We start from the raw sequence: 25,370 nt of genomic DNA, 5'->3' as shown, positions 1-25,370 counted from the left end.
CAGTACCCCGCAGTTGCCACAGTCCACCGGTCGTCATGTTGGCCGGGGACAGTCCGAACGGTCGGAACTCATGGTCCAGTACGTGCACCGGCTGATCAGCCTGGATCGCTGATGCGGCGACCCGTTCCAGAGTCACAGCAGAAACCTCGACGTCCTGCACGCTCCCAGTGTCCGTCCGATGCCGGGGGAGGACAAGGACGACGCCGTCCGGTCCGGCGGTGAGCTTCGGCCGTGGACAGGGGACCGTGTCCCGGCCGGTCGGGTGCGGCAGGTGGGGTGCTACGGAGCCGGCACCGCAGTACGCCCCGACGCCGAGGCGTGCTGTGCCGACTTGAGTTCGAAGAACTCACACAGCGCTGCCGCCTCGGTCAACTCCTTCGCAAGGTCGCGGAGTTTCCCTGCGCTCATCGTGAGGTCGCGCTCGCGCGGTCCGAAGTTGACTTCCCACGTCGGGTTACCAGGAGAGACGGGGTAAAGGTAGACGTCCGACGGCAGGTCGGTCATCCGCATCACCACCAGCCCTGTATCGGCACCTGCTCCGCCGTCGTGCCGGAGTACCTCGATGACGCTCTTCAGGGTCGCGCCGGTCGCGGCGAACTCATGTACCCACTGCTGAAGTAGGTCCTTACTGCGATACGGCACAACAGAACTCCTCGGGACGGTGGGAGGACCAGTCTACGAGGGACTGCCCAGGCGAGCCCCATCCGCAAGTCCTGGCTCCCTGGATCGTTTCTCGATCCCGCGGCCGGCGGTCTAGGGTAGAACGTCCCGTGACCCGCAGCACCGCGAACTCCGCCGTAGCCGGTCCGACTCCCCTCCGAAGAACGGCCCTTCCATGCCCGCTGACCACCAGCTGTCGAAATCCCTGAAACCGCGGCACCTGTCGATGATCGCCATTGCCGGCGTGATCGGAGCCGGACTCTTCGTCGGATCCGGTGCCGCCATCCAGCAGGCCGGTCCGGGGATCCTGGTCGCTTACCTGGCCGCAGGACTGGTGGTCATCCTCGTCATGCGCATGCTGGGCGAGATGGCAGCAGCCAACCCGGAGACCGGCTCCTTCTCCACCTACGCGGACAAGGCGCTGGGTCGCTGGGCGGGGTTCAGCATCGGCTGGCTCTACGCCTGGTTCTGGATCATCGTCCTCGGTATCGAGGCCACGGCCGGCGCCGCCATCATGCACCGCTGGGTGCCGGGCATCGACCAGTGGGTCTGGGCGCTGCTCCTGATGGTCCTCCTCACCCTCACCAACCTCGGTTCAGTGAAGTCCTTCGGCGAGTTCGAGTTCTGGTTCGCGTCCATCAAGGTCACCGCCATCGTGCTGTTCCTGCTGTTCGGCCTCGCGGCGATCCTGGGGCTCGTCCCCGGCGTTCCTGCCCCTGGGCTGGATAATCTGGTCGGCAACGGAGGCTTCCTGCCCAACGGGCCGGGCGCGGTGCTGGCGGGCATCCTGGTGGTCGTCTTCTCCTTCTTCGGCGCCGAAATCGCGACCATCGCGGCCGGCGAATCCGAGAACCCGGTGGACGCGGTCAAGAAGGCCGTGAAATCCACCGTCTGGCGCATCCTGGTCTTCTACATCGGGTCGATCGCCGTCGTGGTCACCCTGCTGCCGTGGAACTCGGCCTCCGTGGCCAAGAGCCCGTATGTCGCGGTGATCGACCTCTTCGGAATCCCCGGGGCCGGCACCATCATGGACATCGTCGTGCTGACCTCCGTGCTGTCCTGCCTCAACTCCGGCCTCTACACGGCCAGCCGCATGCTGTTCTCGCTCTCCCACCGGGGCGACGCCCCGAGTGCCTGGATGCGCATCTCGAAGCGGGGTGTCCCGGCCGCTGCAGTGCTGGCCTCCACGGTCGTCGGCTTCATCACCGTCGGCCTGAACTACATCGCTCCGGACACGGTCTTCCTCTTCCTGGTCAACACCTCGGGAGCGATCGCCCTGTTCGTGTGGCTCGTGATCGCCGCCTCGCAGCTGATCCTCCGCCGCAGGATGGGCGCGTCCGCCCAGTCCCTCCAGTTGCGGATGTGGTTCTTCCCGTACCTGACCTGGGTGGCCATCGTCAGCATCGTCGCACTGCTGGTCGGCATGCTCGTCCTGGACACGACCCGGGAGTCGCTCCTGCTCTCGCTGGCTCTGGCCGCCGTCGTCGTCGGGATCGGCCTCTGGCGCTACCGCTCGCACGGCGAGGGGACCCCGCGCGTGTCCGATGCAGGTGGGACCGCCCGGACTGCGCCCGCGGAAGCCCGCCGCGGCGCCTGACGCAGACCGCATGGAGGGCATGCACCAGCAGCGCTGCAGACCCCGAGACGTTCGTTCGGTCTTGCGGTGCGCCGTCGGCACGCGGGACCCTAGGCTGATCGCCGGCGGCCGGACGAGCCGGCGGGGGACCTGTTCCTGGCGAGGAGCAGCTCCGATGAAGAGTGCGTCAGCAACTCGAAAGGCGGCACGAGCATGAGGATCCTGGTCACCGGCTCCGCCGACGGGCTCGGGCGGGCAGCAGCTGAGATGCTGCTCGGGAACGGACACGACGTCGTGGTGCACGCCCGCAACCAGGACCGGGCGGCCGCCCTCGAGGACCTCACCCGGCGAGGGGCAGGCCTGGTGCTGGGGGATTTCGAGGACCGGGATGCAGTGCTGCGCATCGCGGCAGAACTGGACGGGGCGGAGCCGCTGGACGCGGTGATCCACAACGCAGGGGTCTGGAGCGGGCGGGCGGTCTTCCCCGTCAACGTCATCGCGCCCTACCTCCTGACCGCGCTGCTCAAGGGTCCGCGGCGCCACGTCTACCTGAGCAGCGGCTCCCACTACGGCGGGCGCGCGTCGCTCGAGGGCGTGGACTGGCGCGGGGGCGTGCCCGGCTCCTACGGGGACAGCAAGCTCTTCGTGACGACGCTCGCCGTCGCGCTCGCCCGCCTGCACCCCCGACTGCTCGGCAACGCGGTGGACCCCGGCTGGGTTCCGACCAGGATGGGTGGGCCCAACGCACCCGACGACCTCGAGCTCGGCCACCAGACCCAGGTATGGCTCGCGACGGGTGACGATCCCGACGCCCTCACGAGCGGGGGGTACTGGTACCACCGACGGCGGCGCGAGCCGCATCGAGCGGTACACGACGTCGCGTTCCAGGACCGGCTCCTCCAGGCCCTGGCGGAGGAGACCGGCGTGCCCCTGGATCCCGGGCTCTGATCCGGACCCGATTGCGGAAGGCCCGATACCTACGAAGTGGTCAGGACCGCGCACGGCATGACGCGCACGGTCAGGTCTTTCGAAGGAGCATGCGGCGGACGGAGTGGTCGGCGTCCTTGGTCAGGACGAGCTGCGCGCGGCCGCGCGTGGGCAGCACGTTGGCCACGAGGTTGGGTTCGTTGATGCGCTCCCAGATGCCCTTGGCGGTCTGGCGGGCTTCCTCGTCCGTGAGGTTCGCGTACCGGTGGAAGTAGGACTCCGGGTCGGCGAAGGCGCCGGACCGCAGGGACTGGAAGCGGTCGATGTACCACTGCTCGATGTGGGTGGTCTTCGCATCGACGTAGATGGAGAAGTCGAAGAAGTCGCTGAGGGCCAGGCCGGTGATGCCGTCGGGTCGTGGACGTGCGGGCGCGAGGACGTTGAGGCCCTCGACGATCAGGACGTCGGGCCGCCGGACCACCACTTCCCGTCCGGGGACGATGTCGTACGTGAGGTGCGAGTACGAGGGGGCGCGCACCTCAGCCGCCCCGCTCTTGATCTCACTGACGAAACGGAGCAGGCGACGCCGGTCGTAGGACTCCGGGAAGCCCTTGCGCTGCATGAGTCCGCGCCGCTCGAGCTCGGCGTTGGGGTAGAGGAAGCCGTCGGTGGTGATGAGTTCCACATCCGGGGTGTCGGGCCAGCGCCGCAGCAGTTCGCGGAGCACCCTCGCCGTCGTGGACTTGCCCACTGCCACGGATCCGGCGACGCCGATCACGAAGGGGGTCCTGGTGGTCGTCTCCCCGAGGAACGTGTTTGTGGCCGCATGAAGTTGCCCCGCCGCTGCGGTGTAGAGGTTCAGCAGGCGGGAGAGGGGAAGGTACACCTCGCGCACCTCGTCGAGGTTCAGGGTGTCCCCGAGTCCCTGAAGGCGCTGCACGTCCTCGACGTTGAGCGGACTCTCGATCTCGTTGGACAGGCGCGACCACATCTGGCGGTCCAGCTCGACGAAGGGTGTGATGGATTCGGCACTGGTGGCCTGCTGCGTCCCCGTGCTTCTCTCACTCACCCATCGATTCTGCCCGGTGCCCTGCGCATTAACAAACGAAGCCACCGGTAGGCTTGATGCCATGTGTGGAATTGTGGGATACGTAGGCCGGGACCACGGCCAGGGAACGTCGGTGCTGGATTCCGTCGCTCCGTCGAGCGACCAGGAGTCGGCCGACGGGCAGCACGGAGCGCTCGACGTCGTCATGGAGGGCCTCCGGCGCCTCGAGTACCGCGGGTACGACTCCGCGGGAGTGGCGGTGATCACCGCCGACGGCATCGAGTCCCGTAAGAAGGCCGGCAAGCTGACGAACCTCGTGGAGGAGCTGGCCGCCGATCCGCTGCCCCGCTCGCTGACCGGTATCGGTCACACGCGGTGGGCGACGCACGGTGGACCCACCGACCAGAACGCGCACCCCCACCTGGCCGACGGCGGGAAGCTCGCACTGATCCACAACGGGATCATCGAGAACTATGCCGAGCTCAAGGCCGAACTCACGGGCGAGGGCCTGACCTTCATCTCGGACACGGACACCGAGGTCGCTGCCGGGCTCGTGGGCTACCTCTACCGCGGACTCATCGAGAGCGGCGCCCAGGGCGACCTCCTGACCCTGGCCCTGCAGCAGGCCTGCCAGCGCCTCGAGGGTGCCTTCACCCTGCTCGCCATCCACCAGGACCAGCCGGGTACCGTCGTCGCCGGCCGCCGCAACTCCCCGCTCGTCGTCGGACTCGGCGACGGCGAGAACTTCCTCGGCTCCGACGTCTCGGGCTTCATCGACTTCACGCGCCGCGCCGTCGAGCTCGGCCAGGACCAGATCGTCACCATCACGCCCGACGACGTCACCATCACCGACTTCCTCGGCGCACCCGCCGAGGGCACCGAGTTCCACGTCAGCTGGGACGCGGCCGCTGCCGAGAAGGGCGGCTTCGACTCCTTCATGGAGAAGGAGATCCACGACCAGCCGGACGCCGTCGGCCAGACGCTCCTCGGACGGTCCGACGTCTCGGGCAGGCTCGTGCTCGACGAACTGCGCATCGACGAGTCGATCCTGCGTTCCGTCGACAAGATCGTCGTGCTCGCCTGCGGCACCTCCGCCTATGCCGGCCAGGTGGCGAAGTACGCCATCGAGCACTGGTGCCGCATCCCCACCGAAGTGGAACTCTCCCACGAGTTCCGCTACCGCGACCCGATCGTGAACGAGAAGACCTTGGTGGTCGCCATCTCGCAGTCCGGAGAGACCATGGACACGCTCATGGCCGTCCGCTACGCCCGCGAGCAGGGCGCCAAGGTCGTCGCCATCTGCAACACCAACGGCTCCACGATCCCCCGCGAATCGGACGCCGTGCTCTACACGCACGCCGGCCCCGAGATCGCCGTCGCCTCGACCAAGGCGTTCCTCGCGCAGATCACCGCGGCCTACCTGCTGGGCCTGTACCTCGCCCAGCTGCGCGGCAACAAGTTCCGTGACGAGATCGCGGACGTGCTCGCGGACCTCTCGGAGATCCCCGCCAAGATCCAGGCCATCCTCGACGACGCCGACAAGATCAAGCAGCTCGGCGCGGACATGGCGAACGCGAAGTCGGTGCTCTTCCTCGGCCGCCACGTCGGCTTCCCCGTGGCCATGGAGGGCGCACTCAAGCTCAAGGAGCTCGCCTACATCCATGCCGAGGGCTTCGCCGCCGGAGAACTCAAGCACGGTCCGATCGCGCTCATCGAGGAGGGCCAGCCCGTCGTGGTCGTCATGCCGTCCCCGCGCGCACGGGATTCCCTGCACGCCAAGGTGGTCTCCAACGTCCAGGAGATCCGCGCGCGCGGTGCCGTCACGATCGTCATCGCGGAGCAGGGCGACACCTCGGTCGAGGCCTACTCCGAGCATGTCTTCTACGTGCCGGCGTCCCCGACGCTCCTCGCACCGCTGCTCACCACGGTCCCGCTGCAGATCTTCGCGCTCGCCCTGGCCAGCGCCAAGGGCTACGACGTCGACCAGCCGCGCAACCTGGCGAAGTCGGTCACCGTTGAATAGTCCGGTCCCGGTGCCGCCGCGGTTCTCCGCGGCGGCACTCCGTCGGTGCGCCGCATGATCGTCGGCATCGGAGTCGACGTCGTGGACATCGAACGCTTCCGGCAGCAGCTGGAGCGGACCCCCGCCCTCGTCGAGCGGCTCTTCGTGCCGTCCGAACGCGGGCTCAACACCCGGTCCCTGGCTGCCCGCTTCGCCGCCAAGGAAGCCATCGCGAAGGCCCTCGGTGCGCCGTCGGGCATGAACTGGCAGCACTGCACCATCGCGGTCGACGAGGCCGGTGCGCCGTCCGTGGTCATCGACGGGACCGTGGCCGACGCCGCTCGGGCCCGGGGCGTCGAGACCTGGCACCTCTCCATTAGCCACGACGGGGGCCTTGCCACAGCCATGGTCGTCGCGGAAGGCCGCATCCCGTCCGGCAAGAAATAGTAACCGTACTGATCATCGGCCCGCTTAACGCTAAGCTCGATCATATGCTTTCAGCCTTTTCCGGTGGTGACGTCCGCTCTGCGGAGGCACCACTCATCGACGCCGGCCAGGGGAATACCCTGATGCAGAAGGCTGCCCACGGGCTGTTCGGCGTCGTCCTCGGCCTGCTGCGCGCCGACGGGCGCGGCATTTACGGAGCCACCGCCGTCGTGCTCACCGGGAGCGGCAACAACGGAGCCGACGCCCTGTACGCGGGGGAGCGGCTCCTGCGCCGGGGCGTCTCGGCGACGGCGATCCTCACCTCCGACCGCGTACACGCGGCCTCGCTCGAGGCCTTCGTCCGCGCGGGCGGGACGACCGTCCGGCTCGACGACGCCGACCCGTCCGAGCTCGCCGCCCATGCCGCGGCCGCCGACGTCCTGATCGACGGGATCCTCGGGACCGGTGCCAGCGGAGGGCTCCGGGGAACGGCCGCGGACTTCGTCGGGGCCTTCGACGCCGCGGCCGGCCCGCGTGGAACGCGCTCCACGATCGTGGTCGCCTGCGACCTGCCCAGCGGCATCGGCACGGACTCCGGGCTGGTGGACGGGCCCGTGCTCGCCGCCGACGCGACCGTCACCTTCGGAGCGGCGAAGCCCGGCCTCCTGATCGGGGAGGGCGCCGTGGCGGCCGGCGAGCTGAACGTGGTCGACATCGGCCTCGACTTCTCCTCCTTCGTCCCCGTGGCCCGGACCCTGCTGGCCGCCGACGCCGCCGCCCTGCTGCGCCCGCCCCGTGCCCAGGACCACAAGTACTCGCGCGGCGTCCTCGGCGTGGCCGCCGGATCGGCCCGCTACCCGGGAGCTGCCGCCCTGGCCGTCGGCGCAGCCCTCGCGACCGGGGTCGGCATGGTGCGCTACCTCGGGCCGGAGCCCGTCGCCGCCCTGATCCACCAGCGGAACCCGGAGGCCGTGGCCTCCGGCGGTTCCATCGCGGATGCCCGGTCCCAGGCATGGCTCGTCGGGCCCGGCGCCGTGGACGACGACGACCAGCGCAAACGCGCCGTCGATGCCATCGCCTCGGGCCTGCCCACGATCGTCGATGCAGGAGCGCTCGGCGCCGTACCCGAGCGCGTGGGTCCCCAGGTCATCCTGACACCCCATGCGGGGGAACTGTGCCAGCTGCTGGCCGAGCGCGGCCTCGATGCCGAGCGGTCCGAGATCGAGGCCGAACCCGCGCACTTCGCGCTGCGGGCCGCCGAGACGACTGGCGCCACGGTGCTGCTCAAGGGGTTCACCACGGTCGTCGCCGCGCCGTCCGGGGCGTTGTTCGTGCAGGCCGACGCGACGCCCTGGCTCGCCACGGCCGGTTCCGGGGATACGCTCTCCGGGATCGTCGGCGCGCTCGCAGCGACCCTCGCGGAGGACGACGGCGCGGCAGGCCGTATCGGCGTCGCGCAGGAGGATCTGTGGGCAGCAGTCGCCGCGGCCGGGGCGCTGATCCACGGTAGCGCCGGCCGGCGCGCCGCACTCCGCGGCCCGGTGGTCGTCTCGGACCTGCCCGCCGACATCGGCGCGGTCGTCGCGGATCTCCTCGAGGAGCGTCGCCTAGCGATGTGAGGAACGCAGTTAACCGCACCGACAGATGAATGCGCTATGTATGAAGCAGGGAAACGGGGTCCGAGGACCCCGGCGACTGCGAGTATCACCGTGGCAGCCCCCGAGGCATCCACGGCAGAAGACATCAAGGAGAACTCATGGAACTATGGCCCGGCGACGCGTATCCCCTGGGAGCGACCTATGACGGCACGGGGACGAACTTCGCGCTGTACAGCGAGGTGGCGGACCTGGTCGTCCTCTGCCTCTTCGACGACGACGGCACGGAGACCTGCGTCGAACTGAAGGAGGTCGACGGCTATGTGTGGCACGGCTACCTGCCGCACGTCACCCCCGGACAGAAGTACGGCTACCGGGTCCACGGCCCCAACAACCCGGCCGAAGGACACCGCTGCAACCCGAACAAGCTCCTCCTGGACCCGTACGCGAAAGCCGTGTCCGGGGACCTCGACTGGAACCAGGCGCTGTTCGGCTACAACTTCGGCGACGAGCACTCGGTCAACAACGAGGACTCCGCTCCGCACATGATGCTTGGCGTCGTCGTCAACCCCTTCTTCAACTGGGACGGCGACCGCATGCCGCGGACGCCCTACCACCAGTCCGTCATCTACGAGGCCCACGTCAAGGGCCTCACCCAGCTGCACCCGGATGTGCCGGAGGACCAGCGCGGCACCTACGCCGGCATCGCGCACCCCTCCGTGATCGCGCACCTGCAGAAGCTCGGCGTCACGGCGATCGAGCTCATGCCCGTGCACCAGTTCGTCAACGACAGCACGCTGCAGGAGAAGGGCCTCTCGAACTACTGGGGCTACAACACCATCGGCTTCTTCGCGCCGCACAACAAGTACACCTCCACCGGTGACCAGGGCGAGCAGGTCCAGGAGTTCAAGGCCATGGTGCGCGAACTCCACCTCGCCGGCATCGAGGTCATCCTGGACGTGGTCTACAACCACACAGCCGAGGGCAACCACATGGGCCCGACGATCTCCATGCGCGGCATCGACAATGCGTCCTACTACCGCCTGGTGGAGGACGACAAGCAGTACTACATGGACACCACGGGTACGGGTAACTCGCTCAATGTCGGCAACCCGCACTCCCTGCAGCTGCTCATGGATTCGCTGCGCTACTGGGTCACGGAGATGCACGTCGACGGCTTCCGCTTCGACCTCGCCTCTGCCCTCGCCCGCGAGTTCTACGAGGTGGACCGGCTCTCGGCCTTCTTCGAACTCGTGCAGCAGGACCCGATCGTCTCGCAGGTCAAGCTCATCGCCGAGCCCTGGGACGTCGGTCCCGGCGGCTACCAGGTGGGCAACTTCCCGCCGCAGTGGACGGAATGGAACGGCAAGTACCGCGACACGGTCCGCGACTTCTGGCGCGGAGAGCCCTCGAGCATCGGCGAGTTCGCCTCGCGCCTGACCGGCTCGGCCGACCTCTACGAGCACTCGATGCGCCGCCCCGTCGCGTCCATCAACTTCGTCACCGCCCACGACGGCTTCACGCTGCGCGACCTCGTGTCCTACAACGAGAAGCACAACGAAGCCAACGGCGAGGACAACAACGACGGCGAATCGCATAACCGCTCCTGGAACGGCGGCATCGAGGGACCGACGGACGATCCCGAGGTGCTCGCCATCCGCGTGCGGCAGCAGCGCAACTTCATCGCGACGCTCCTGCTCTCGCAGGGCGTTCCGATGCTGCTCCACGGTGACGAACTGGGCCGGACGCAGGAGGGCAACAACAACACCTACTGCCAGGACTCCGAACTGAGCTGGGTGCACTGGGACAAGATGGACCAGCCGCTGCTCGAATTCACCGCGGCCGTCAACCGCCTGCGGTCCGAGCACCCGACGTTCCGCCGTCGCCGGTTCTTCGACGGGCGCCCCGTGCGCCGCGGCGAGGGCGAGGCGCTGCCGGACATCGTGTGGCTGGACACGTCCGGCGAGCTCATGGCGCCCGAGGACTGGAACAGCGGCTTCGGCCGCTCGATCGGCGTGTTCCTGAACGGGCAGGGAATCCAGGGCCGCGATGCGCGCGGACAGCGCATCGTCGACGCCAACTTCCTCCTGTACTTCAACGCCCATGACGAGGCCGTGGACTTCACGATCCCCTCGGACGAGTACGGGACCTCCTGGGACGAGGTGATCGACACAGCCGGCAAGTACGCCGACACCGAGGCGATTCCCGCCGGGGCAGTCATCTCCATCGAGGGGAAGTCCATGGTGGTCCTGCGCGCACACGCGGAGGTCGAGGACCTCGACCACTCGGTCGCGGCGTCCCTGGCGATCCTCGCCAACGAGGTCACCGCCAAGACCGGTACCCCCTAGCACCACCCGACAGGTACATCCCATCCACCGTCCCAGGAGGACTTCCACGTGTTGACACCGAAATCGACCTACCGGCTGCAGATCCGGAGCGAATTCGACCTGCATCGGGCCGCGGCCCTGGTGCCGTACCTGCACGACCTGGGAGTGGACTGGGTGTACCTGTCGCCGGTCCTGACCGCGGAGAAGGGGTCCGGCCACGGCTACGACGTGACGGACCCCACCGCCGTCGACCCCGACCGCGGCGGTCCCGGCGGCCTTGCCGCACTCAGCAAGGCCGCCCGGGCCGCGGGCATGGGGGTGCTGGTGGACATCGTCCCGAACCACATGGGCATCGAGACACCGGCCGACAACGCGTGGTGGTGGGAGCTCCTCAAGGAGGGCCGCGGCTCACGCATGGCGGAGGCCTTCGACGTCGACTGGGACGCCGGGAACGGGCGCATCCGTGTCCCGGTCCTGGGCGACGGCGACGACGAGCTCGACCAGCTCACCGTCGTCGACGGCGAACTGCACTACTACGACAACCGCTACCCGATCGCCGAGGGCACAGCCCATCCCGGTGACACGGGCGCCGAGGTCCACGCGCGCCAGCACTACGAACTCGTGAACTGGCGCCGCGCCGACACCGAGCTGAACTACCGGCGCTTCTTCGGGGTCAACACGCTTGCGGGCCTGCGCGTCGAGGTGCCGTGGGTGTTCGAGGAGAGCCACAGCGAGGTGAAGCGGTGGTTCGACGAGGGACTCGTGGACGGCCTGCGCATCGACCACCCGGACGGACTCGCCGACCCCAAGGGCTACCTCGACGACCTCTTCACCCTGACCGGCGGCGCCTACGTCCTGGTGGAGAAGATCCTCGAGCCGGGGGAGAAGCTCCCGGAGGACTGGGCCACCGAGGGCACCACCGGCTACGACGCGCTCGCCGACATCGACCGGCTCTTCACCGATCCTGCCGGGGAGCACGTCCTCACGCAGTCCGTGCCCGTGGATCCCTTCCATAAGATGATCCACGGGACCAAGCGCGGCATCGCCGACGGCATCCTCCGCTCCGAGGTGCTGCGGCTGGCACGGCTCGTCCCCGCCGACGCGGGGCTGGACCCGGAGGCCGCGGCCGATGCGATCGCCGAACTGCTGACCTGCTTCCCCGTCTACCGCAGCTACCTCCCGGGAGGCGCAGACCACCTCGCCGAGGCGGTGCGGGATGCCCAGGTGCGCCGTCCCGACCTCGCGGACACCATCACCGTGCTGCATCCGCTCCTCAACCCCTTCCTGGACGGGACCGGCGGTACGCACGAGCTGACGGAACTCGCACGGCGGTTCCAGCAGACCTCGGGGATGGTCATGGCCAAGGGTGTCGAGGACACGGCGTTCTACCGCTACTCCCGGCTCGTCTCGCTCAACGAGGTCGGTGCCGACCCTGCGATCTTCTCGCTGGATCCGCTGGAACTCCACCGGCGGCTGCTCGAGCGTGAGACGGACAGCCCGCTGGCCATGACCACGCTCAGCACGCACGACACCAAGCGCAGCGAGGACACCCGCGCCCGGATCTCGGTCCTCTCCGAGGTCCCCGGCGAATGGACCGGCCTCCTGGCGCAGCTCGAGGAGCTCGCACCCATCGGGGATCCGACCTTCGCGCCCCTGCTCTGGCAGTCGATCCTCGGAGCCTGGCCGCTCAGCAGGGAACGGGCCCACGCCTACGCGGAGAAGGCCTCGCGTGAGGCCGACCTCAGCACCCACTGGACCGCGCCGGACGAGGACTTCGAGCGCGGAATGCACGCCGCCGTCGACGCCGCGTTCGACGACGAGGCCGTGTCCACGCTTCTGACGGCCTTCGTCGAGCGCATCCAGCAGGCGGGATGGTCGAACTCCATCGGCCTGAAACTGCTCCAGCTGAGCATGCCCGGCGTCCCGGACGTGTACCAGGGCACGGAGTTCTGGGACACCTCCCTCGTGGATCCGGACAACCGCCGCGAGGTGGACTACGACGCACGCCGGCAGGTGCTCACCGACCTCAACTTCGGGGCACTGCCCCAGCTCGGGGCCGACGCGCACGCGAAGCTGCTCGTGGTGACCCGCGCACTGAAACTGCGTCGGGACCGCCCCGAACTGTTCACCGGCTACACCGCCGTCCCGGCGTCCGGGGAAGCCGCGGACCACGTCTTCGGCTTCGATCGCGGGGGAGCGGTTGCGCTTCTCACCCGCCTGCCCCACGGACTCGCGCAGCGCGGCGGATGGGGTGGCACGACCATCGAGCTCCCAGCCGGCAGCTACACCTGCGCCCTCACCGGTGCCGCCGTCCGCGGCGGCACCGTGCGCGCGGCCGACATCTTCTCCACCTTCCCCGTAGCCCTACTGGTCCAGGAGGACGCATCATGAGCTCACCGTTCGACGTCTGGGCGCCCCGCGCCGAGTCCCTCACCCTCTTCGCCGACGGCACCGAGTACCCCATGACCCAGGGCGAGGGCGGCTGGTGGCACCCGACGGAGGGCCCGACGGCCACCGACGACGTCTCCTACGGCTACCTCGTCAACGGCTCCGACACACCCGTTCCCGATCCGCGCTCGCGCCGCCAGCCCGACGGCGTCCACGAGCTCTCGCGCACCTTCGACGCGTCCGCCCACGACTGGCAGGACGAGTCCTGGCAGTCGCCCGGCCTCAACGGCGGCGTCATCTACGAGATGCACCTCGGCACCTTCACGCCGGAGGGGACGCTCGACGCCGCGATCGGCAAGCTGGACCACCTCGTTGACCTCGGCGTGCAGTACGTCGAGCTGCTGCCCGTCAACGCCTTCAACGGCACCCACAACTGGGGTTACGACGGCGTCCTCTGGTACGCCGTCCAGGAGACCTACGGCGGGCCTGCCGCCTACCAGCGCTTCGTGGACGCCGCCCACCAGAAGGGCCTCGGCGTCATCCAGGACGTCGTCCACAACCACCTGGGCCCGAGCGGGAACTACCTCGGCCTCTTCGGCCCGTACCTCACGGAGGGGATGTCGAACACGTGGGGCGACTCCCTGAACCTCGACGGACCGCAGTCGGACGAGGTGCGCGACTACGTCCTCGAGAACCTGCTCATGTGGTTCACGGACTACCACGTGGACGGCCTGCGCCTCGACGCCGTCCACGCCCTGCACGACGAACGCGCCGTCCACATCCTCGAGGAATTCGCCGAGCGCACAGACGAATGCGCTGCCGAACTGGGCAAGCCGCTGTTCCTGATCGCGGAGTCGGACCTCAACAACCCGCGGCTCATCCAGGGCCGCGACGTGGGAGGGTACGGCCTCGCGGGCCAGTGGAGCGACGACTTCCACCACGCCGTGCACGTCAACCTCACGGGGGAGACCGAGGGGTACTACCTCGACTTCAACTCGGTCGGCGCCCTGGCGAAGGTCCTGGAGAAGGGCTTCTTCCACAACGGGACCTACTCGTCGTTCCGGGAACGCCACCACGGCCGCGAGATCGATCCGGCCCGCGTCTCGCCCCTCCAGCTCGTCGTCGCCGCCCAGAACCACGACCAGATCGGGAATCGCGCCGCCGGCGACCGCATCAGCGCCACGCTGAACCCGGCGCAGCTCGCGCAGGCCGCCGTCCTGACCATCCTCGGCCCCTTCACCCCGATGCTGTTCATGGGTGAGGAGTACGGCGCATCCACGCCGTGGCCGTTCTTCACCTCCCACCCGGAGCCGGAACTCGGCAGGGCCACCGCCGAGGGGCGCTTGAAGGAGTTTGAGCGCATGGGCTGGAAGCCCGAGGACGTCCCCAACCCCCAGGACCCCGCGACCTTCGCCTCGGCGAAGCTGGACTGGGCGGAGGCGGAGCAGGGGCACCACGCCGAACTGCTCGCCACTTACCGTGACCTGATCCGCCTGCGCCGCACCCGCCCCGAACTGCATGACGCCGACTTCGGCAGCATCTCGGTGGACTTCGACGAGGAGCACCGCTGGATCGTCCTGCACCGCGGCAGCACCGCCATCGTCCTGAACCTCGGCGACTCGACGGTCACCGTACCCGTGGGCGGGGCGAACGCGGACGTCCTGCTGTCCACGGTCGAGGGCGTCGGACTGCTCGACGACGGTGTGCAGGTCCCGCCCCACGCGTCGCTCGTCCTCGACCTTAGGATGAAGGGATGACCTACCACCCCGCTGAAGACCGTTATGAGAAGATGCCCTACCGCCGCGTGGGAAAGAGCGGCCTGCACCTGCCCGCCGTGTCCCTCGGCCTGTGGCACAACTTCGGGGACGACAAGCCCTTCGACACGCAGCGGGCCATCCTGCGCCGGGCGTTCGACCTCGGCGTCACCCACTTCGACCTGGCCAACAACTACGGGCCGCCCTATGGAAGTGCCGAGACCAATTTCGGGCGGCACCTGAAGGACGACTTCCGGCCGTTCCGCGACGAACTCGTCATCTCCAGCAAGGCCGGCTACGACATGTGGCCCGGCCCGTACGGCGACTTCGGCTCGCGGAAGTACCTGCTGGCGAGCCTGGACCAGTCGCTCGAGCGGATGGGCCTCGACTACGTCGACATCTTCTACAGCCACCGCCCGGATCCCGGGACCCCGCTCGAGGAGACGATGGGTGCCCTGGACACGGCCGTCCGGTCCGGCCGTGCCCTGTACGCGGGCATCTCGTCCTGCTCTCCGGAGCGCACCCTGGAAGCCGCGGCGATCCTGAAGGATCTGGGCACCCCGCTGCTCATCCACCAGCCCTCCTACTCGATGCTGAACCGCTGGGTGGAGAACGGGACCCCGAACCTTCCCGAGGCCCTCGAGGCCGTCGGCGCCGGATCGATCGCGTTCTCCCCGCTCGCGCAGGGGCTGCTGACGAGCCGCTACCTCGACGGCGTGCCCGCGGATTCCCGGGCGGCCGCCTCCAAGTCGCTGTCGGAGGACCACCTGTCGGAGGACAACCTCCGCCGCGTGCGCGGACTCAACGGGATCGCGGAACAGCGCGGACAGAGCCTTGCCCAGATGGCGATCGCCTGGATCCTGCGTCCCCAGGCCAAGGGCACGCCCATCACGTCGGCGCTCATCGGCGCGTCCAGCGTGCGGCAGCTGGAGGACAGCCTGGCGGCGGTGCGGAACCTCGACTTCACGTCCGAGGAACTGCGCGCCATCGACGAGTTCGCCGTCGATTCGGACATCAACCTGTGGGCACGGGCGCTCGACGCCTGATGCCCGGGTCCGGAGAGCGGTCCCGGCCCGCCCTCCGGACCACTGGCCCGCCCTCCGGCGTCCTCGCGCCACGTTGCCCGGGGTCGGACACAATGGGGGCATGACTTCCGGCACACCGTCCCCTGATCGGCTGCTCGGCGCCTGGGCCACGCTAGGCGAACCCCGCCTGACCAACGAACTCGCGCGGTCGGGTCTCGGCTGGGTGGGCCTCGACGCGCAGCACGGCCACTTCGACGACCGCTCGCTCCGGGACACCCTCGGTCACCGGTCGGCGGACGCGGCCCCGATGCTCGTGCGGGTGGCGGCCAACGACGCCGCGCTGATCGGCAGGGCGCTCGACGCGGGCGCTGACGGCGTCGTCGTCCCCCTGGTCAGCAGCGTGACCGACGCCGCAGCGGCTGTCGCGGCGAGCCGCTACCCGCCGCACGGTGCCCGCAGCTGGGGTCCGCTGCAGGGCAGCCGGCCGGCGTACGGTCCAGGGTCCGACGGCGGACGTCACGACGTCCCGCTGTGCGCGGTGATGGTCGAGACCGCCGCAGCGCTCGACGCCGTCGAGGAGATCGCCTCCGTGCCCGGGGTTGACATGATCTTCGTCGGTCCGTTCGATCTGTCGCTCGCCCTGGGACTGGACGTCGAGGACCTCCTGGCATCCACCGGCGACAGCGCACCGCTCCGCAGGATCGTCCGTGCGTGCAGCACCGCCGGGATCCGGGCCGGCGCCTATGCCGGAACACCCGGCCGGGCCGTACTGCTCGCCGGTGCGGGCTTCTCCTGGATCGCTGCCACCACGGACACGGCCCTGCTGCCGTTCGGCGTCGAGGCGGTCCGGCGTCAGGTGCACGGCGACGCCTGAGGGGCGCAGAGGTGACGCGGGCAGGCTCAGCCGGCCCAGGACGCCTTCAGCGCGGGGAACGCCTCCTCGTAGCCCGTGAGGACCCTCGTCGCCGCGTGGAACGAATCGACCAGGGGGTGCCCGGCCAGGGCTCGCAGCGCGGAGTCGCGGTCCCGGTGCACCGCCGCCCGGATCGTCTGCTGCTCGACGGCCTTCACGGCGGACATGAGGCCGAGCTGGTGCGGGGTCAGGGGGGCGGCGGGAAGGGGCCGTGCGCCGCCGGTGTCCACGACGGACGGAACCTCGACGATGGCGTCCTCCGGCAGCCCGGGGAGGGTGGACCCGTTGCGGACGTTCAGGACCAGTTCCGAGCGCGTGCCCGTGAGCAGCGCCCGCATGACCTGGAGGGCCACGCGCTCGTAGCCGCCACCGGCGAGGTCCGCCTCGTCCCGCTCCTCGTCCGCGGCACGGGCCTCGGCGAGGTAGCCGGACTCCCGTTCCCGCCGGGCCGCCTCCCACACGGCGAACGGATCGCCGGCCGCAGCGAGGCTCGGATAGAGGCCGCGCTGCTGATCCCGGAGGATCTCCCCGCGCGTCCGGTCCGCGCTGCGGATCGACAGCAGGGCCTCACGGTGGAAGTAGTAGTAGAACAGGTACTCGTTAGGCAGGGCGCCGAGGACCCGGAGGAGGTCGGGACCGAACAGGCGTCCTTCCTCGAAGCCGGACAGGCGCTGCGGATCGGCGAGCAGGCCGGGGAGCCGGTCGCCGCCGCCGTCGTCGAGCCCCCGGAGCCAGCCCAGGTGGTTCAGCCCTACGTAGTCGACGCCGGCGAGTGAGCCCCGCAGGTCCATTTGCGCCGCCCGCGCGGCCCGGGTGATGAGTCCCGACGCCGAGTCGCAGATGCCGATCACCCTGGAGCCGAGGACCGTCGAGACCGCCTCGGTGACCATCCCGGCGGGGTTCGTGAAGTTGATGAGCCATGCGTCCGGTGCGAGGTCGCGCATGGAAGCGGCGACATACATCATGTCCGGGATGGAGCGCAGGGCATAGGAGATGCCGCCCGCGCCCACGGTCTCCTGCCCGAGCAGCCCGGCGGACAGGGCCACGCGCTCGTCGAGGATGCGTCCCTCCGTCCCACCGCTGCGTACCGCGGCGAAGACGATGTCCGCGCCGGGCAGGGCCTCCTCGAGGCGTTCCTCCACCCGGACCGACGGCGCGGGACCGCCACCGGCCGTCGGCATGGCATCGAGCACCCGGGCGATGGCATGCGCCCGCTCCGGCTGCGCGTCGAGCAGGACGACGTCGGACACGAGCCCGGCGAACGGCCCGTCGGCGAGGGCGCGGTACACGAGGGGCACCCGGAAGCCTCCGCCGCCGACGATGACCAGGGTGGCACCGGTTCCGCTTGCTGTGGGCACGGTTCGTCCTGCTTCCGTCGTGGACTGTTCTCCCTCGCGGGAGCTGCCGTCGTCGGGCTCCGCATGTTCCGGTGCCGCCGCCCGCATCCGGCGTTCTGCAAGTATTGTGCCGTACATGTCCCAACAGCACCGCTTCGATCCGCTGGCGGCTCTGCGCGGCCCGGACGGACCCGAATTCGACCTCCTGCTCGCCGGGCAGGTGTTCTTCGACATCATCTTCACCGGCCTGGAGCAGCTTCCGTCCCCGGGTACGGAGGTGTGGACCGACGGCATGGGGTCGGGGCCCGGCGGCATCGCCAACCAGGCCATCGCCGCGAGCAGGCTGGGATTGCGCACCACCCTCTCTGCGGCCTTCGGCGACGACGGATACGGCCAGTTCAACTGGGACGTGCTGAAGGACCAGGAGCACGTGGACCTCTCACGGTCCCGTGTCTTCGGGCAGTGGCATTCCCCGGTCACGGTGTCCCTGTCCGTGCACCATGACCGTTCGATGATCACGCACGGACACCCGTCACCCCTGCGCGCCACGGAACTGATCGGAACACCGCCGTCGTGCCGGGCCGCCATCGTCGGGCTGGAACAGGAGATGGAACCGTGGGCACTGTCGGTCGCGGCCGGTGGCACCAAACTGTTCGGCGACGTCGGCTGGGACCCGGCGGGGGAGTGGGCGCCGGAGACACTCACCTCGCTCGAGCACTTCTACGCGTTCATGCCCAATGCCGGTGAGGCGATGGCGTACACCCGGACGGAGGACCCCTGGGCGGCCCTCTATTCCCTCGCCGACCGCGTGCCCGTGGCCGTCGTGACGGTCGGCCAGCAGGGTGCGATGGCCATCGATTCGCTGACGGGCGAGGAGGAATGGGTGCCCGCCCTGCCCGTCTCCGCCTACGACCCGACCGGGGCGGGCGACTGCTTCGGCGCGGCATTCGTCATGGGCGACCTGGCGGGCTTCCGGCTCGCCGACCGCCTCAGCTTCGCGAACCTCTGTGCCTCGCTGTCCGTGCAGCACGTGGGCGGTTCACTGGCCGCGCCCGGCTGGGGTGACATCGCCGACTGGTGGCGCCGGGTCAGCGCGGGGCGCGACGGCGTCCGGAAGCAGTGGCTGCGCCGGTACGCCTTCCTGGAGGACCTGGTCTCCGACGTGCCCGTCGAGGCGGTCCGCCGGGCGACGGCGACCATTGCCCGGCATTCCGACGCGTCGCCGTCGCGCACGCCCAGATGGCGAGGGGAGATGCCCGGCACCCTGTGACGGGGACCCGCCGGAGAGGCAGGCTACCCGCGCATGCCGGCCGCTTCCCCCAGCCAGCGCGCGTAGCGCGCCCACGGATCGTCCACCCCCGCCGCGAGGCGGCCGATATGGTCCTCCACCTCGGGTGCGAGCGTGAACCACTCGGAGCGGTCGAGGCGCCAGGCCGCGAACTGCTCGTGGCGGCGGTGCTCGACGAGCCGGTCGCCGCGCTCGAATGCGAGTACCTCGTCATGCCAGATCCGAGCCAGCCGCCGGCGCGGGTCCGCCGTCGTCCCGATCTTGACGCGGTCCCGGAAGCGGATGTAGTAGAGCACGTCGACGCGCGGGGGCGGCAGTCCGTCGTCGAGGACATCACCGACGCGCCACTCGCAGGCCGCGCACGCCCAGCCGGACGGATACCGCACGCCGAGCCGCGACCCGCAGGCGCGGCAGGGCGCCGGCAGCAGGTCGGTGGTGCCCCACTCCGACCCGGCCCACTCGACGACCAGCTCCACGTGGGCGGGACAGAGCGCGAAGGGCGTATCCGCGGAGGGGCGCCCGCACGGCCGCCCGTCGTCACCCGGGAGGACGCACGGGGAGCCGCTCGGCGGGGATTCGGACACGTCGTCGATCTTCCCTGCCCTGCTGCCGCCGCGCAACCCGGATCCGGGCGTTCCGGAACGGCTGCGTTTACCGGGACGCCCCATCGAGAACTGGCAGAATGGGCTGAGTGACTTCCACCGAACGTGCCGCAGAAATCGACCTCGACGCCCTGCGGCACAACATCCGCCACCTCCGCGAGGTCGCCCATCCGGCCCGCGTCATGGCCGTCGTCAAGGCCGATGCGTACGGCCACGGCGCTGTTCCGGTGGCGCGGGCGGCCCTCGAGGCGGGCGCGGCCTGGCTCGGGGTCGCCCATGTCAGCGAGGGCGTCCGGCTGCGCAGGGCGGGCATCGAAGCACCGATCCTCGCGTGGCTGCACACCTCCGGGACCGACTTCATCGCCGGCGTCGAGCACGGGCTGGACCTCGGGATCTCCGGGTGGGAACTGGAGCACGTCACCGCGGCGGCCCGCGAACTGGAGCGGCCCGCGATCGTGCACCTGAAGATCGACACCGGGCTGGGCCGCAACGGCTGTCCGCCGGACAAGTGGGACGCCCTGCTCAGCAGGGCCGCGCAGTACCAGGAGGAGGGGCTGATCCGCGTCGTCGGGATCTTCTCCCACCTCGCCGTCGCCGACGAACCCGCGCGGCCGGAGACCGACCTGCAGGTGCAGGCGTTCCGCGAGGCCGTCGCCGCCGCCGAGAACGCGGGGATCGACGTCGAGGTCCGCCATCTGGCCAACACCCCTGCCACGTTCTCGCGGCCGGACTGCCATTTCGACCTCGTCCGCGTGGGCCTCGGCATCTACGGCCTCTCGCCCTTCTCCGACCAGGGGTCCGCCGATCTCGGACTCCAGCCCGTCATGACGCTCAGCACCACCGTCTCCAACTGCAAGGAGGTGCCCGCGGGCCAGGGCGTCTCCTACGGGTACGCGTACCGCACGCAGAAGCCGACAACGCTCGGGCTCATCCCCGTCGGCTACGCCGACGGTGTCCCGCGCATCGCGACCGGCGCGCCCGTCCTGGTGGGCAACCGGATCTACCCCGTGGTCGGCCGCATCGCCATGGACCAGCTCGTCATCGACTTCGGCACCACGGGCCTGGTCGACTCGCCGGACAGCCCGCTGGGCAAGCGTGCCGTCCTGTTCGGCGGAAGCGGCTCTCCCCCCGTGGAGGACTGGGCTGCCGCCGCGCAGACCATCAACTACGAGGTGGTCACCCGGATCAGCGGCCGCGTCGAGCGCGTCTACATCGACCGCGCACAGGAGGCGGGCCGTGATGGCGATGCCTGAGTGGTCACGGACGTACGCCGTCGGTTCCGCCGCCGAGCTGCAGGGGCTCGCCGCCGCGCTCGCCCCGCACCTCCGTCCGGCGGATCTCCTGGTCCTGTCGGGGGAGCTGGGCGCGGGCAAGACGACCTTCACGCAGGGACTGGGGCGGGGACTGTCCGTCGGGGACCGCATCATCTCGCCGACCTTCGTGCTCGCCCGCCAGCACGCGTCGACGGGCGACGGACCGGGCCTCGTCCACGTGGACGCGTACCGGCTGGACAGCGCGGCTGCCGTCGACGATCTCGACCTCGAAGCCACCATTGACGCCAACGTCACCGTCATCGAATGGGGAGCCGGCCGGGTGGAGCACCTGAGCGACAGCTGGCTGCGGGTCGACATCGTGCGGCCGCTGGGAAGCACCGAGGAGGCGTCCGACGGTCCGGTGACGGACTTCGACGACGACGGCGAGGACGAAGTGCGCACCGTCACCCTCTCGGGCTTCGGGCCGCGCTGGAGCGGACGGCAGCCGGCACTCCCGCTCGACTAGGCTGGATGGGTGCTTCTCCTCGCCCTCGACACCTCCGCCGCGGCCACGGTCGCGCTCCTGCGCGACGACGACGTCGTCGCCCGGTTCGGCAGCGCCGACACGCGTTCCCACGCCGAGGTCCTCGCCCCGGCGGTGCAACGCATCCTGGCCGATGCAGGAGTGGCCGGCGCGGACCTCGATGCCGTCGTCGCGGGCGTCGGCCCCGGCCCCTTCACGGGACTGCGGGCCGGGCTCGTGACCGCGCGGACCCTCGCCTTCGTCTGGGGCGTACCACTTCACGGCGTCATGAGCCTCGACGCACTGGCCTTCGATGCCACTGCGAGCGGCACCCTCCCGGCAGGGAGCGACTTCCTCGTCGGAACGGACGCGCGTCGGGGCGAGGTCTACTGGGCCGCGTACCGCTCGCCGTCGGCCGACGAGGTGCGGCCCGGATCGGGCGTACACCGGGAGCTGCCCGAACTCCTCGACGGTCCCCACGTCGGTCCGGCGGCCGGCCTGCCGAAGGGCCTGCCGCTCGTGGGCCGGGCTGCGACCCTGTATCCGGACGACGTCGACGGGGTCGGGGACCTCGCGGATCCCGACGCCGCCTCGCTCGGCCGCGTGGCCCGGCTGCGACTCCTCGCGGGGGAGGCGCTGCAGGACACCTCCCCGCTGTACCTGCGCGAATCCGACGCCCAGGTCCCCGGACCACGGAAGCGGGCGACGGCATGAGCTCCGACGGCATGAGCCGCGACGGTATGAGCCCCGACGGCCCGGGGTTCACGGTGCGGGATATGGCCTTCGAGGACATCGAGACCATCGGGCGGCTGGAGAACGAACTGTTCCCGACCGACGCCTGGCCGCTCGAAATGTTCTACACCGAGTTCTTCCAGCCGGACACCCGCCGCTACATCGTGGCCGAGGTCGACGGTGACCCGGTGGCATACGCGGGCCTGATGGTCATCGACACGACGGCCGACATCCAGACCATCGGCGTGCTGCCGCGCTTCGAGGGCCAGGGCATCGGACGGACGATGCTCACCGAACTGCTCGCCGAAGCCCGGCGGCGCGGCGCCGACAACGTGATGCTGGAGGTGCGCGCCGACAATCCCCGCGCCCAGCAGCTGTACACGCGGTTCGGTTTCCAGAAGATCCACACCCGGCGGAACTACTACCGGGACGGCATCGACGCCTGGGTCATGAGGCTCGTCCTGCCGGCCGCCGAAGGAGAGGCGCAGTGAGAACCGAGCACGCAGGGAAGCAGGCCACTCCGGGGGATGCCCCCGGTCCCCTGATCCTGGGCATCGAGTCCTCCTGCGACGAGACCGGCGTCGGCATCGTCCGGGGCACGCAGTTGCTGACCAATACGGTGTCGTCCTCGATGGACGAGCACGTGCGGTTCGGCGGCGTCATCCCCGAGATCGCTTCCCGGGCGCACCTCGAGGCGTTCGTGCCGACCCTGCGGGCCGCGCTCGACGACGCGGGGGTCACCCTCGACGAGATCGATGCCATCGCCGTCACGGCCGGGCCGGGCCTCTCGGGTGCCCTCATGGTCGGCGTGTCCGCGGCGAAGGCGCTCGCCGTCGCCACCGGCAAACCGCTGTACGCCATCAACCACCTCGTGGCCCACGTCGGCGTCGGGATGGTCGGCGGCACCTTCGCCGGAGGCCTGCCGCCCGACCTCGGCGCGCTCCTGGTCTCCGGCGGACACACCGAGATCCTGCGCGTGGGGAACATCGCGAGTGACGTCGAACTGCTGGGATCCACGATCGACGACGCCGCAGGCGAGGCGTACGACAAGACGGCGCGCATCCTGGGCCTCGGCTATCCCGGTGGCCCCGCCGTCGATCGGCTGGCACGGGAGGGGAACCCGAAGGCCATCAGGTTCCCTCGCGGCCTGTCGCAGCCGAAGTACGTGGGGACGGCCGAGGAGCCGGGCCCGCATCGCTACGACTGGTCCTTCAGCGGCCTCAAGACCGCCGTCGCCCGGTCCGTGGAGCAGTACGAGGCAGCAGGGCTGGAAGTCCCCGTCGCGGACATCGCCGCGTCCTTCCAGGAGGCCGTCGTGGACATCATCACGTCCAAGGCCGTCCTCGCCTGCCGGGAGCATGGCATCACCAACCTCCTGCTGGGCGGTGGAGTCGCAGCCAACAGGAGACTCCGCGAGCTCACGGCGGAGCGGTGCGCCGCCGCAGGAATCACCCTGACCGTCCCGGCGCCGTCGCTCTGCACCGACAACGGGGCGATGGTCGCCGCCCTCGGGGCGCAGATCGTGCTGGACGGCGGCCGTCCGAGCGGCATCGCCTTCGGGACGAACCCGTCCCTGCCGGTCACCAGCATCGTCCTCCCGGAGGCCTGAGAGCTCGGCGCCGTCGGCCGTCCAGTCAATAGGTGCGCAGTCATGCACCTATACTGGTGGAACTGCTCCCTACTGGAACGGCCGGCCATGTTCTCCGTCTTCCGCCACACCGCGTACCGCAACCTCTTCACCGCGCAGGTGATGGCACTGCTCGGCACGGGACTGCTCACCGTGGCGCTCGGCCTCCTGGCCTTCGACCTGGCGGGCGACCGCGCCGGAGCGGTGCTCGGCACCGCGCTGACGATCAAGATGATCGCCTACGTCTTCGTCGCCCCCGTGATGGCGGCGCTGGTGGAACGCCTGCCCCGCAAGGGCGTGCTGGTCGGAGCGGACCTGGTACGCGCCGTCATCGCCCTGGGCCTTCCCTTCGTGGACCAGGTGTGGCAGGTCTACGTCCTCGTGTTCCTCCTGCAGTCGGCCTCGGCGACCTTCACGCCTGCGTTCCAGGCCCTGATCCCGGTCGTGCTGCCCGAGGAGAAGGACTACACGAAGGCCCTGTCGCTGTCCCGCCTGGCGTACGACGTCGAATCCCTCGTCAGCCCGCTGCTCGCAGCGGCCCTGCTGTCCGTGCTGTCCTTCTCGAACCTCTTCCTGGGCACGATGCTGGGGTTCCTCGCCTCCGCCGTCCTGGTCCTCATCACCCGCCTGCCCCGGATACCGGCGGCCGGGAACCAGGGGTCGCTGCTGCACCGCACCACGCTCGGCTCCCGCATCTTCCTCCGGAACCCGAGCCTGCGCGGACTGATGGCCCTGAACCTGGTGGTCGCCGCAGCGACCGCGATGGTCCTGGTCAACACCGTCGTCTACGCGCGGGACCTCTTCGCTGGTACCAACACCGACGTGGCGCTGGCCCTGGCCGTGTACGGCGCGGGATCGATGCTCGTCGCGTTCCTCGCACCACGGATCCTCGAGCGGGTACCGGACCGCACCTTCATGCTGGTGGGTGCCGCGCTCCTTCCTCCCGGACTCCTGGGAGCCGCCCTGGTGGCGGGATACGGAGCACCCTGGTGGAGCTTCCTCGGTCTGTGGGTGCTCTTCGGCATCGGGACGTCGATGATCAGCATGCCGTCCTCGCGCCTGCTGCGCCGCGTCGCCACCGATGCCACGAGGAGCTACGTCTTCACCGCGCAGTTCTCCCTGTCCCACGCCTGCTTCATGCTGACCTACCCGGTGGCCGGCTGGGTCGGTGCTGCGGCGGGCCTGCCGGCGGCGGCCTTCGTCCTTGCCGCGATCGCCGTCGTCTGGACCGTCGCGGCCCTGGTGTCCTGGCCGGCGGCGGCCGAGGCGCCCGCCGCTACCGGCGGCACCCTGAGCCGGTAGCGTGGACCGGAGTCGGTAGCGAGCGGGGGAGGACAGCATCAGCGAGAGTGATCCACCGCAGCAGG

Annotated in this window: 21 protein-coding genes; 17 read left to right on the top strand and 4 right to left on the bottom strand. The window is 69.9% G+C overall.

Features of this window, described 5'->3' with window-relative positions; translation table 11 throughout:
- Nucleotides 1-279: 279 nt before the first annotated feature.
- Nucleotides 280-642, bottom strand: coding sequence for a hypothetical protein (locus ACX80H_RS05275; protein ID WP_459311580.1), 363 nt, complete (start codon nt 640-642; stop codon nt 280-282).
- A gap of 193 nt (nt 643-835) precedes the next feature.
- Here ACX80H_RS05275 and ACX80H_RS05270 point away from each other — a divergent pair, with 193 nt between their 5' ends.
- The gene (locus ACX80H_RS05270) at nt 836-2,257 is read left to right on the top strand and encodes an amino acid permease (RefSeq protein WP_459311579.1); all 1,422 of its coding nucleotides are present in this window, start codon (nt 836-838) and stop codon (nt 2,255-2,257) included.
- A 192-nt stretch (nt 2,258-2,449) separates the two neighbouring features.
- A complete protein-coding gene (locus tag ACX80H_RS05265; RefSeq protein WP_459311577.1) occupies nt 2,450-3,184 on the top strand; it encodes an SDR family NAD(P)-dependent oxidoreductase in 735 nt (244 codons plus the stop codon).
- 70 nt (nt 3,185-3,254) lie between these two features.
- Here ACX80H_RS05265 and coaA read toward each other — a convergent pair whose 3' ends face one another.
- Complete coding sequence (coaA, locus tag ACX80H_RS05260) at nt 3,255-4,232, bottom strand: type I pantothenate kinase (protein ID WP_459311575.1); 978 nt, start codon at nt 4,230-4,232, stop codon at nt 3,255-3,257.
- A gap of 61 nt (nt 4,233-4,293) precedes the next feature.
- Between coaA and glmS the strand changes: the two genes are divergently transcribed.
- The 8 genes from glmS to ACX80H_RS05220 all read left to right on the top strand — a co-directional run bounded on the left by glmS (nt 4,294) and on the right by ACX80H_RS05220 (nt 16,602).
- Nucleotides 4,294-6,234, top strand: coding sequence for a glutamine--fructose-6-phosphate transaminase (isomerizing) (glmS, locus tag ACX80H_RS05255; RefSeq protein WP_459311573.1), 1,941 nt, complete (start codon nt 4,294-4,296; stop codon nt 6,232-6,234).
- Between the two features lie 54 nt (nt 6,235-6,288).
- A complete protein-coding gene (locus ACX80H_RS05250) occupies nt 6,289-6,660 on the top strand; it encodes a holo-ACP synthase (protein WP_459311571.1) in 372 nt (123 codons plus the stop codon).
- Between the two features lie 44 nt (nt 6,661-6,704).
- Nucleotides 6,705-8,258, top strand: coding sequence for an NAD(P)H-hydrate dehydratase (locus tag ACX80H_RS05245; RefSeq protein ID WP_459311569.1), 1,554 nt, complete (start codon nt 6,705-6,707; stop codon nt 8,256-8,258).
- 137 nt (nt 8,259-8,395) lie between these two features.
- Nucleotides 8,396-10,582: a glycogen debranching protein GlgX gene (gene glgX / locus ACX80H_RS05240; protein ID WP_459311567.1), complete on the top strand. Its 2,187-nt coding sequence runs from the start codon at nt 8,396-8,398 to the stop codon at nt 10,580-10,582.
- A gap of 48 nt (nt 10,583-10,630) precedes the next feature.
- Nucleotides 10,631-12,952 (top strand): malto-oligosyltrehalose synthase, encoded by a 2,322-nt coding sequence (treY, locus tag ACX80H_RS05235; RefSeq protein WP_459311566.1) that lies wholly within the window; start codon nt 10,631-10,633, stop codon nt 12,950-12,952.
- Nucleotides 12,949-14,706, top strand: coding sequence for a malto-oligosyltrehalose trehalohydrolase (gene treZ, locus ACX80H_RS05230; protein ID WP_459311564.1), 1,758 nt, complete (start codon nt 12,949-12,951; stop codon nt 14,704-14,706). The genes treY and treZ overlap by 4 nt, the downstream gene beginning before the upstream one ends.
- Nucleotides 14,703-15,749, top strand: a complete 1,047-nt coding sequence (gene mgrA, locus ACX80H_RS05225) for an L-glyceraldehyde 3-phosphate reductase (RefSeq protein ID WP_459311562.1) — start codon at nt 14,703-14,705, stop codon at nt 15,747-15,749. The genes treZ and mgrA overlap by 4 nt, the downstream gene beginning before the upstream one ends.
- A 100-nt stretch (nt 15,750-15,849) precedes the next feature.
- Nucleotides 15,850-16,602 (top strand): HpcH/HpaI aldolase family protein, encoded by a 753-nt coding sequence (locus ACX80H_RS05220; RefSeq protein WP_459311561.1) that lies wholly within the window; start codon nt 15,850-15,852, stop codon nt 16,600-16,602.
- 26 nt (nt 16,603-16,628) lie between these two features.
- On the opposite strand, the gene ACX80H_RS05215 is transcribed toward ACX80H_RS05220, so the two are convergent.
- Entirely contained in the window at nt 16,629-17,999 is a 1,371-nt protein-coding gene (locus tag ACX80H_RS05215) for a family 4 glycosyl hydrolase (RefSeq protein WP_459311559.1), read from the bottom strand.
- Nucleotides 18,000-18,114: 115 nt separating this feature from the next.
- Here ACX80H_RS05215 and ACX80H_RS05210 point away from each other — a divergent pair, with 115 nt between their 5' ends.
- On the top strand, nt 18,115-19,248 hold the full coding sequence (locus tag ACX80H_RS05210) for a PfkB family carbohydrate kinase (protein WP_459311557.1): 1,134 nt from the start codon (nt 18,115-18,117) through the stop codon (nt 19,246-19,248).
- A gap of 23 nt (nt 19,249-19,271) precedes the next feature.
- On the opposite strand, the gene ACX80H_RS05205 is transcribed toward ACX80H_RS05210, so the two are convergent.
- Nucleotides 19,272-19,850 (bottom strand): GIY-YIG nuclease family protein, encoded by a 579-nt coding sequence (locus ACX80H_RS05205; protein ID WP_459311555.1) that lies wholly within the window; start codon nt 19,848-19,850, stop codon nt 19,272-19,274.
- 107 nt (nt 19,851-19,957) lie between these two features.
- Here ACX80H_RS05205 and alr point away from each other — a divergent pair, with 107 nt between their 5' ends.
- From alr to ACX80H_RS05175, 6 genes are all read left to right on the top strand, one after another.
- A complete protein-coding gene (gene alr, locus ACX80H_RS05200; protein WP_459311553.1) occupies nt 19,958-21,121 on the top strand; it encodes an alanine racemase in 1,164 nt (387 codons plus the stop codon).
- Nucleotides 21,108-21,647 (top strand): tRNA (adenosine(37)-N6)-threonylcarbamoyltransferase complex ATPase subunit type 1 TsaE, encoded by a 540-nt coding sequence (gene tsaE / locus ACX80H_RS05195; protein WP_459313367.1) that lies wholly within the window; start codon nt 21,108-21,110, stop codon nt 21,645-21,647. The genes alr and tsaE overlap by 14 nt, the downstream gene beginning before the upstream one ends.
- A gap of 9 nt (nt 21,648-21,656) precedes the next feature.
- Nucleotides 21,657-22,358 (top strand): tRNA (adenosine(37)-N6)-threonylcarbamoyltransferase complex dimerization subunit type 1 TsaB, encoded by a 702-nt coding sequence (gene tsaB / locus ACX80H_RS05190; RefSeq protein WP_459311551.1) that lies wholly within the window; start codon nt 21,657-21,659, stop codon nt 22,356-22,358.
- Nucleotides 22,355-22,867 carry a ribosomal protein S18-alanine N-acetyltransferase gene (gene rimI / locus ACX80H_RS05185; protein WP_459311549.1) on the top strand — a complete coding sequence of 171 codons (513 nt, stop codon included), beginning with the start codon at nt 22,355-22,357 and terminating at the stop codon, nt 22,865-22,867. The genes tsaB and rimI overlap by 4 nt, the downstream gene beginning before the upstream one ends.
- A complete protein-coding gene (tsaD, locus tag ACX80H_RS05180; RefSeq protein ID WP_459311547.1) occupies nt 22,864-23,985 on the top strand; it encodes a tRNA (adenosine(37)-N6)-threonylcarbamoyltransferase complex transferase subunit TsaD in 1,122 nt (373 codons plus the stop codon). The genes rimI and tsaD overlap by 4 nt, the downstream gene beginning before the upstream one ends.
- 87 nt (nt 23,986-24,072) lie before the next feature.
- Nucleotides 24,073-25,305: an MFS transporter gene (locus ACX80H_RS05175; RefSeq protein ID WP_459311545.1), complete on the top strand. Its 1,233-nt coding sequence runs from the start codon at nt 24,073-24,075 to the stop codon at nt 25,303-25,305.
- Nucleotides 25,306-25,370: the final 65 nt, after the last annotated feature.

The organism is Arthrobacter pasteuri (genome assembly GCF_054510955.1).
The sequence above is the reverse complement of the archived record's forward strand: the minus strand, read 5'-3'. Positions and strand labels throughout refer to the sequence as shown.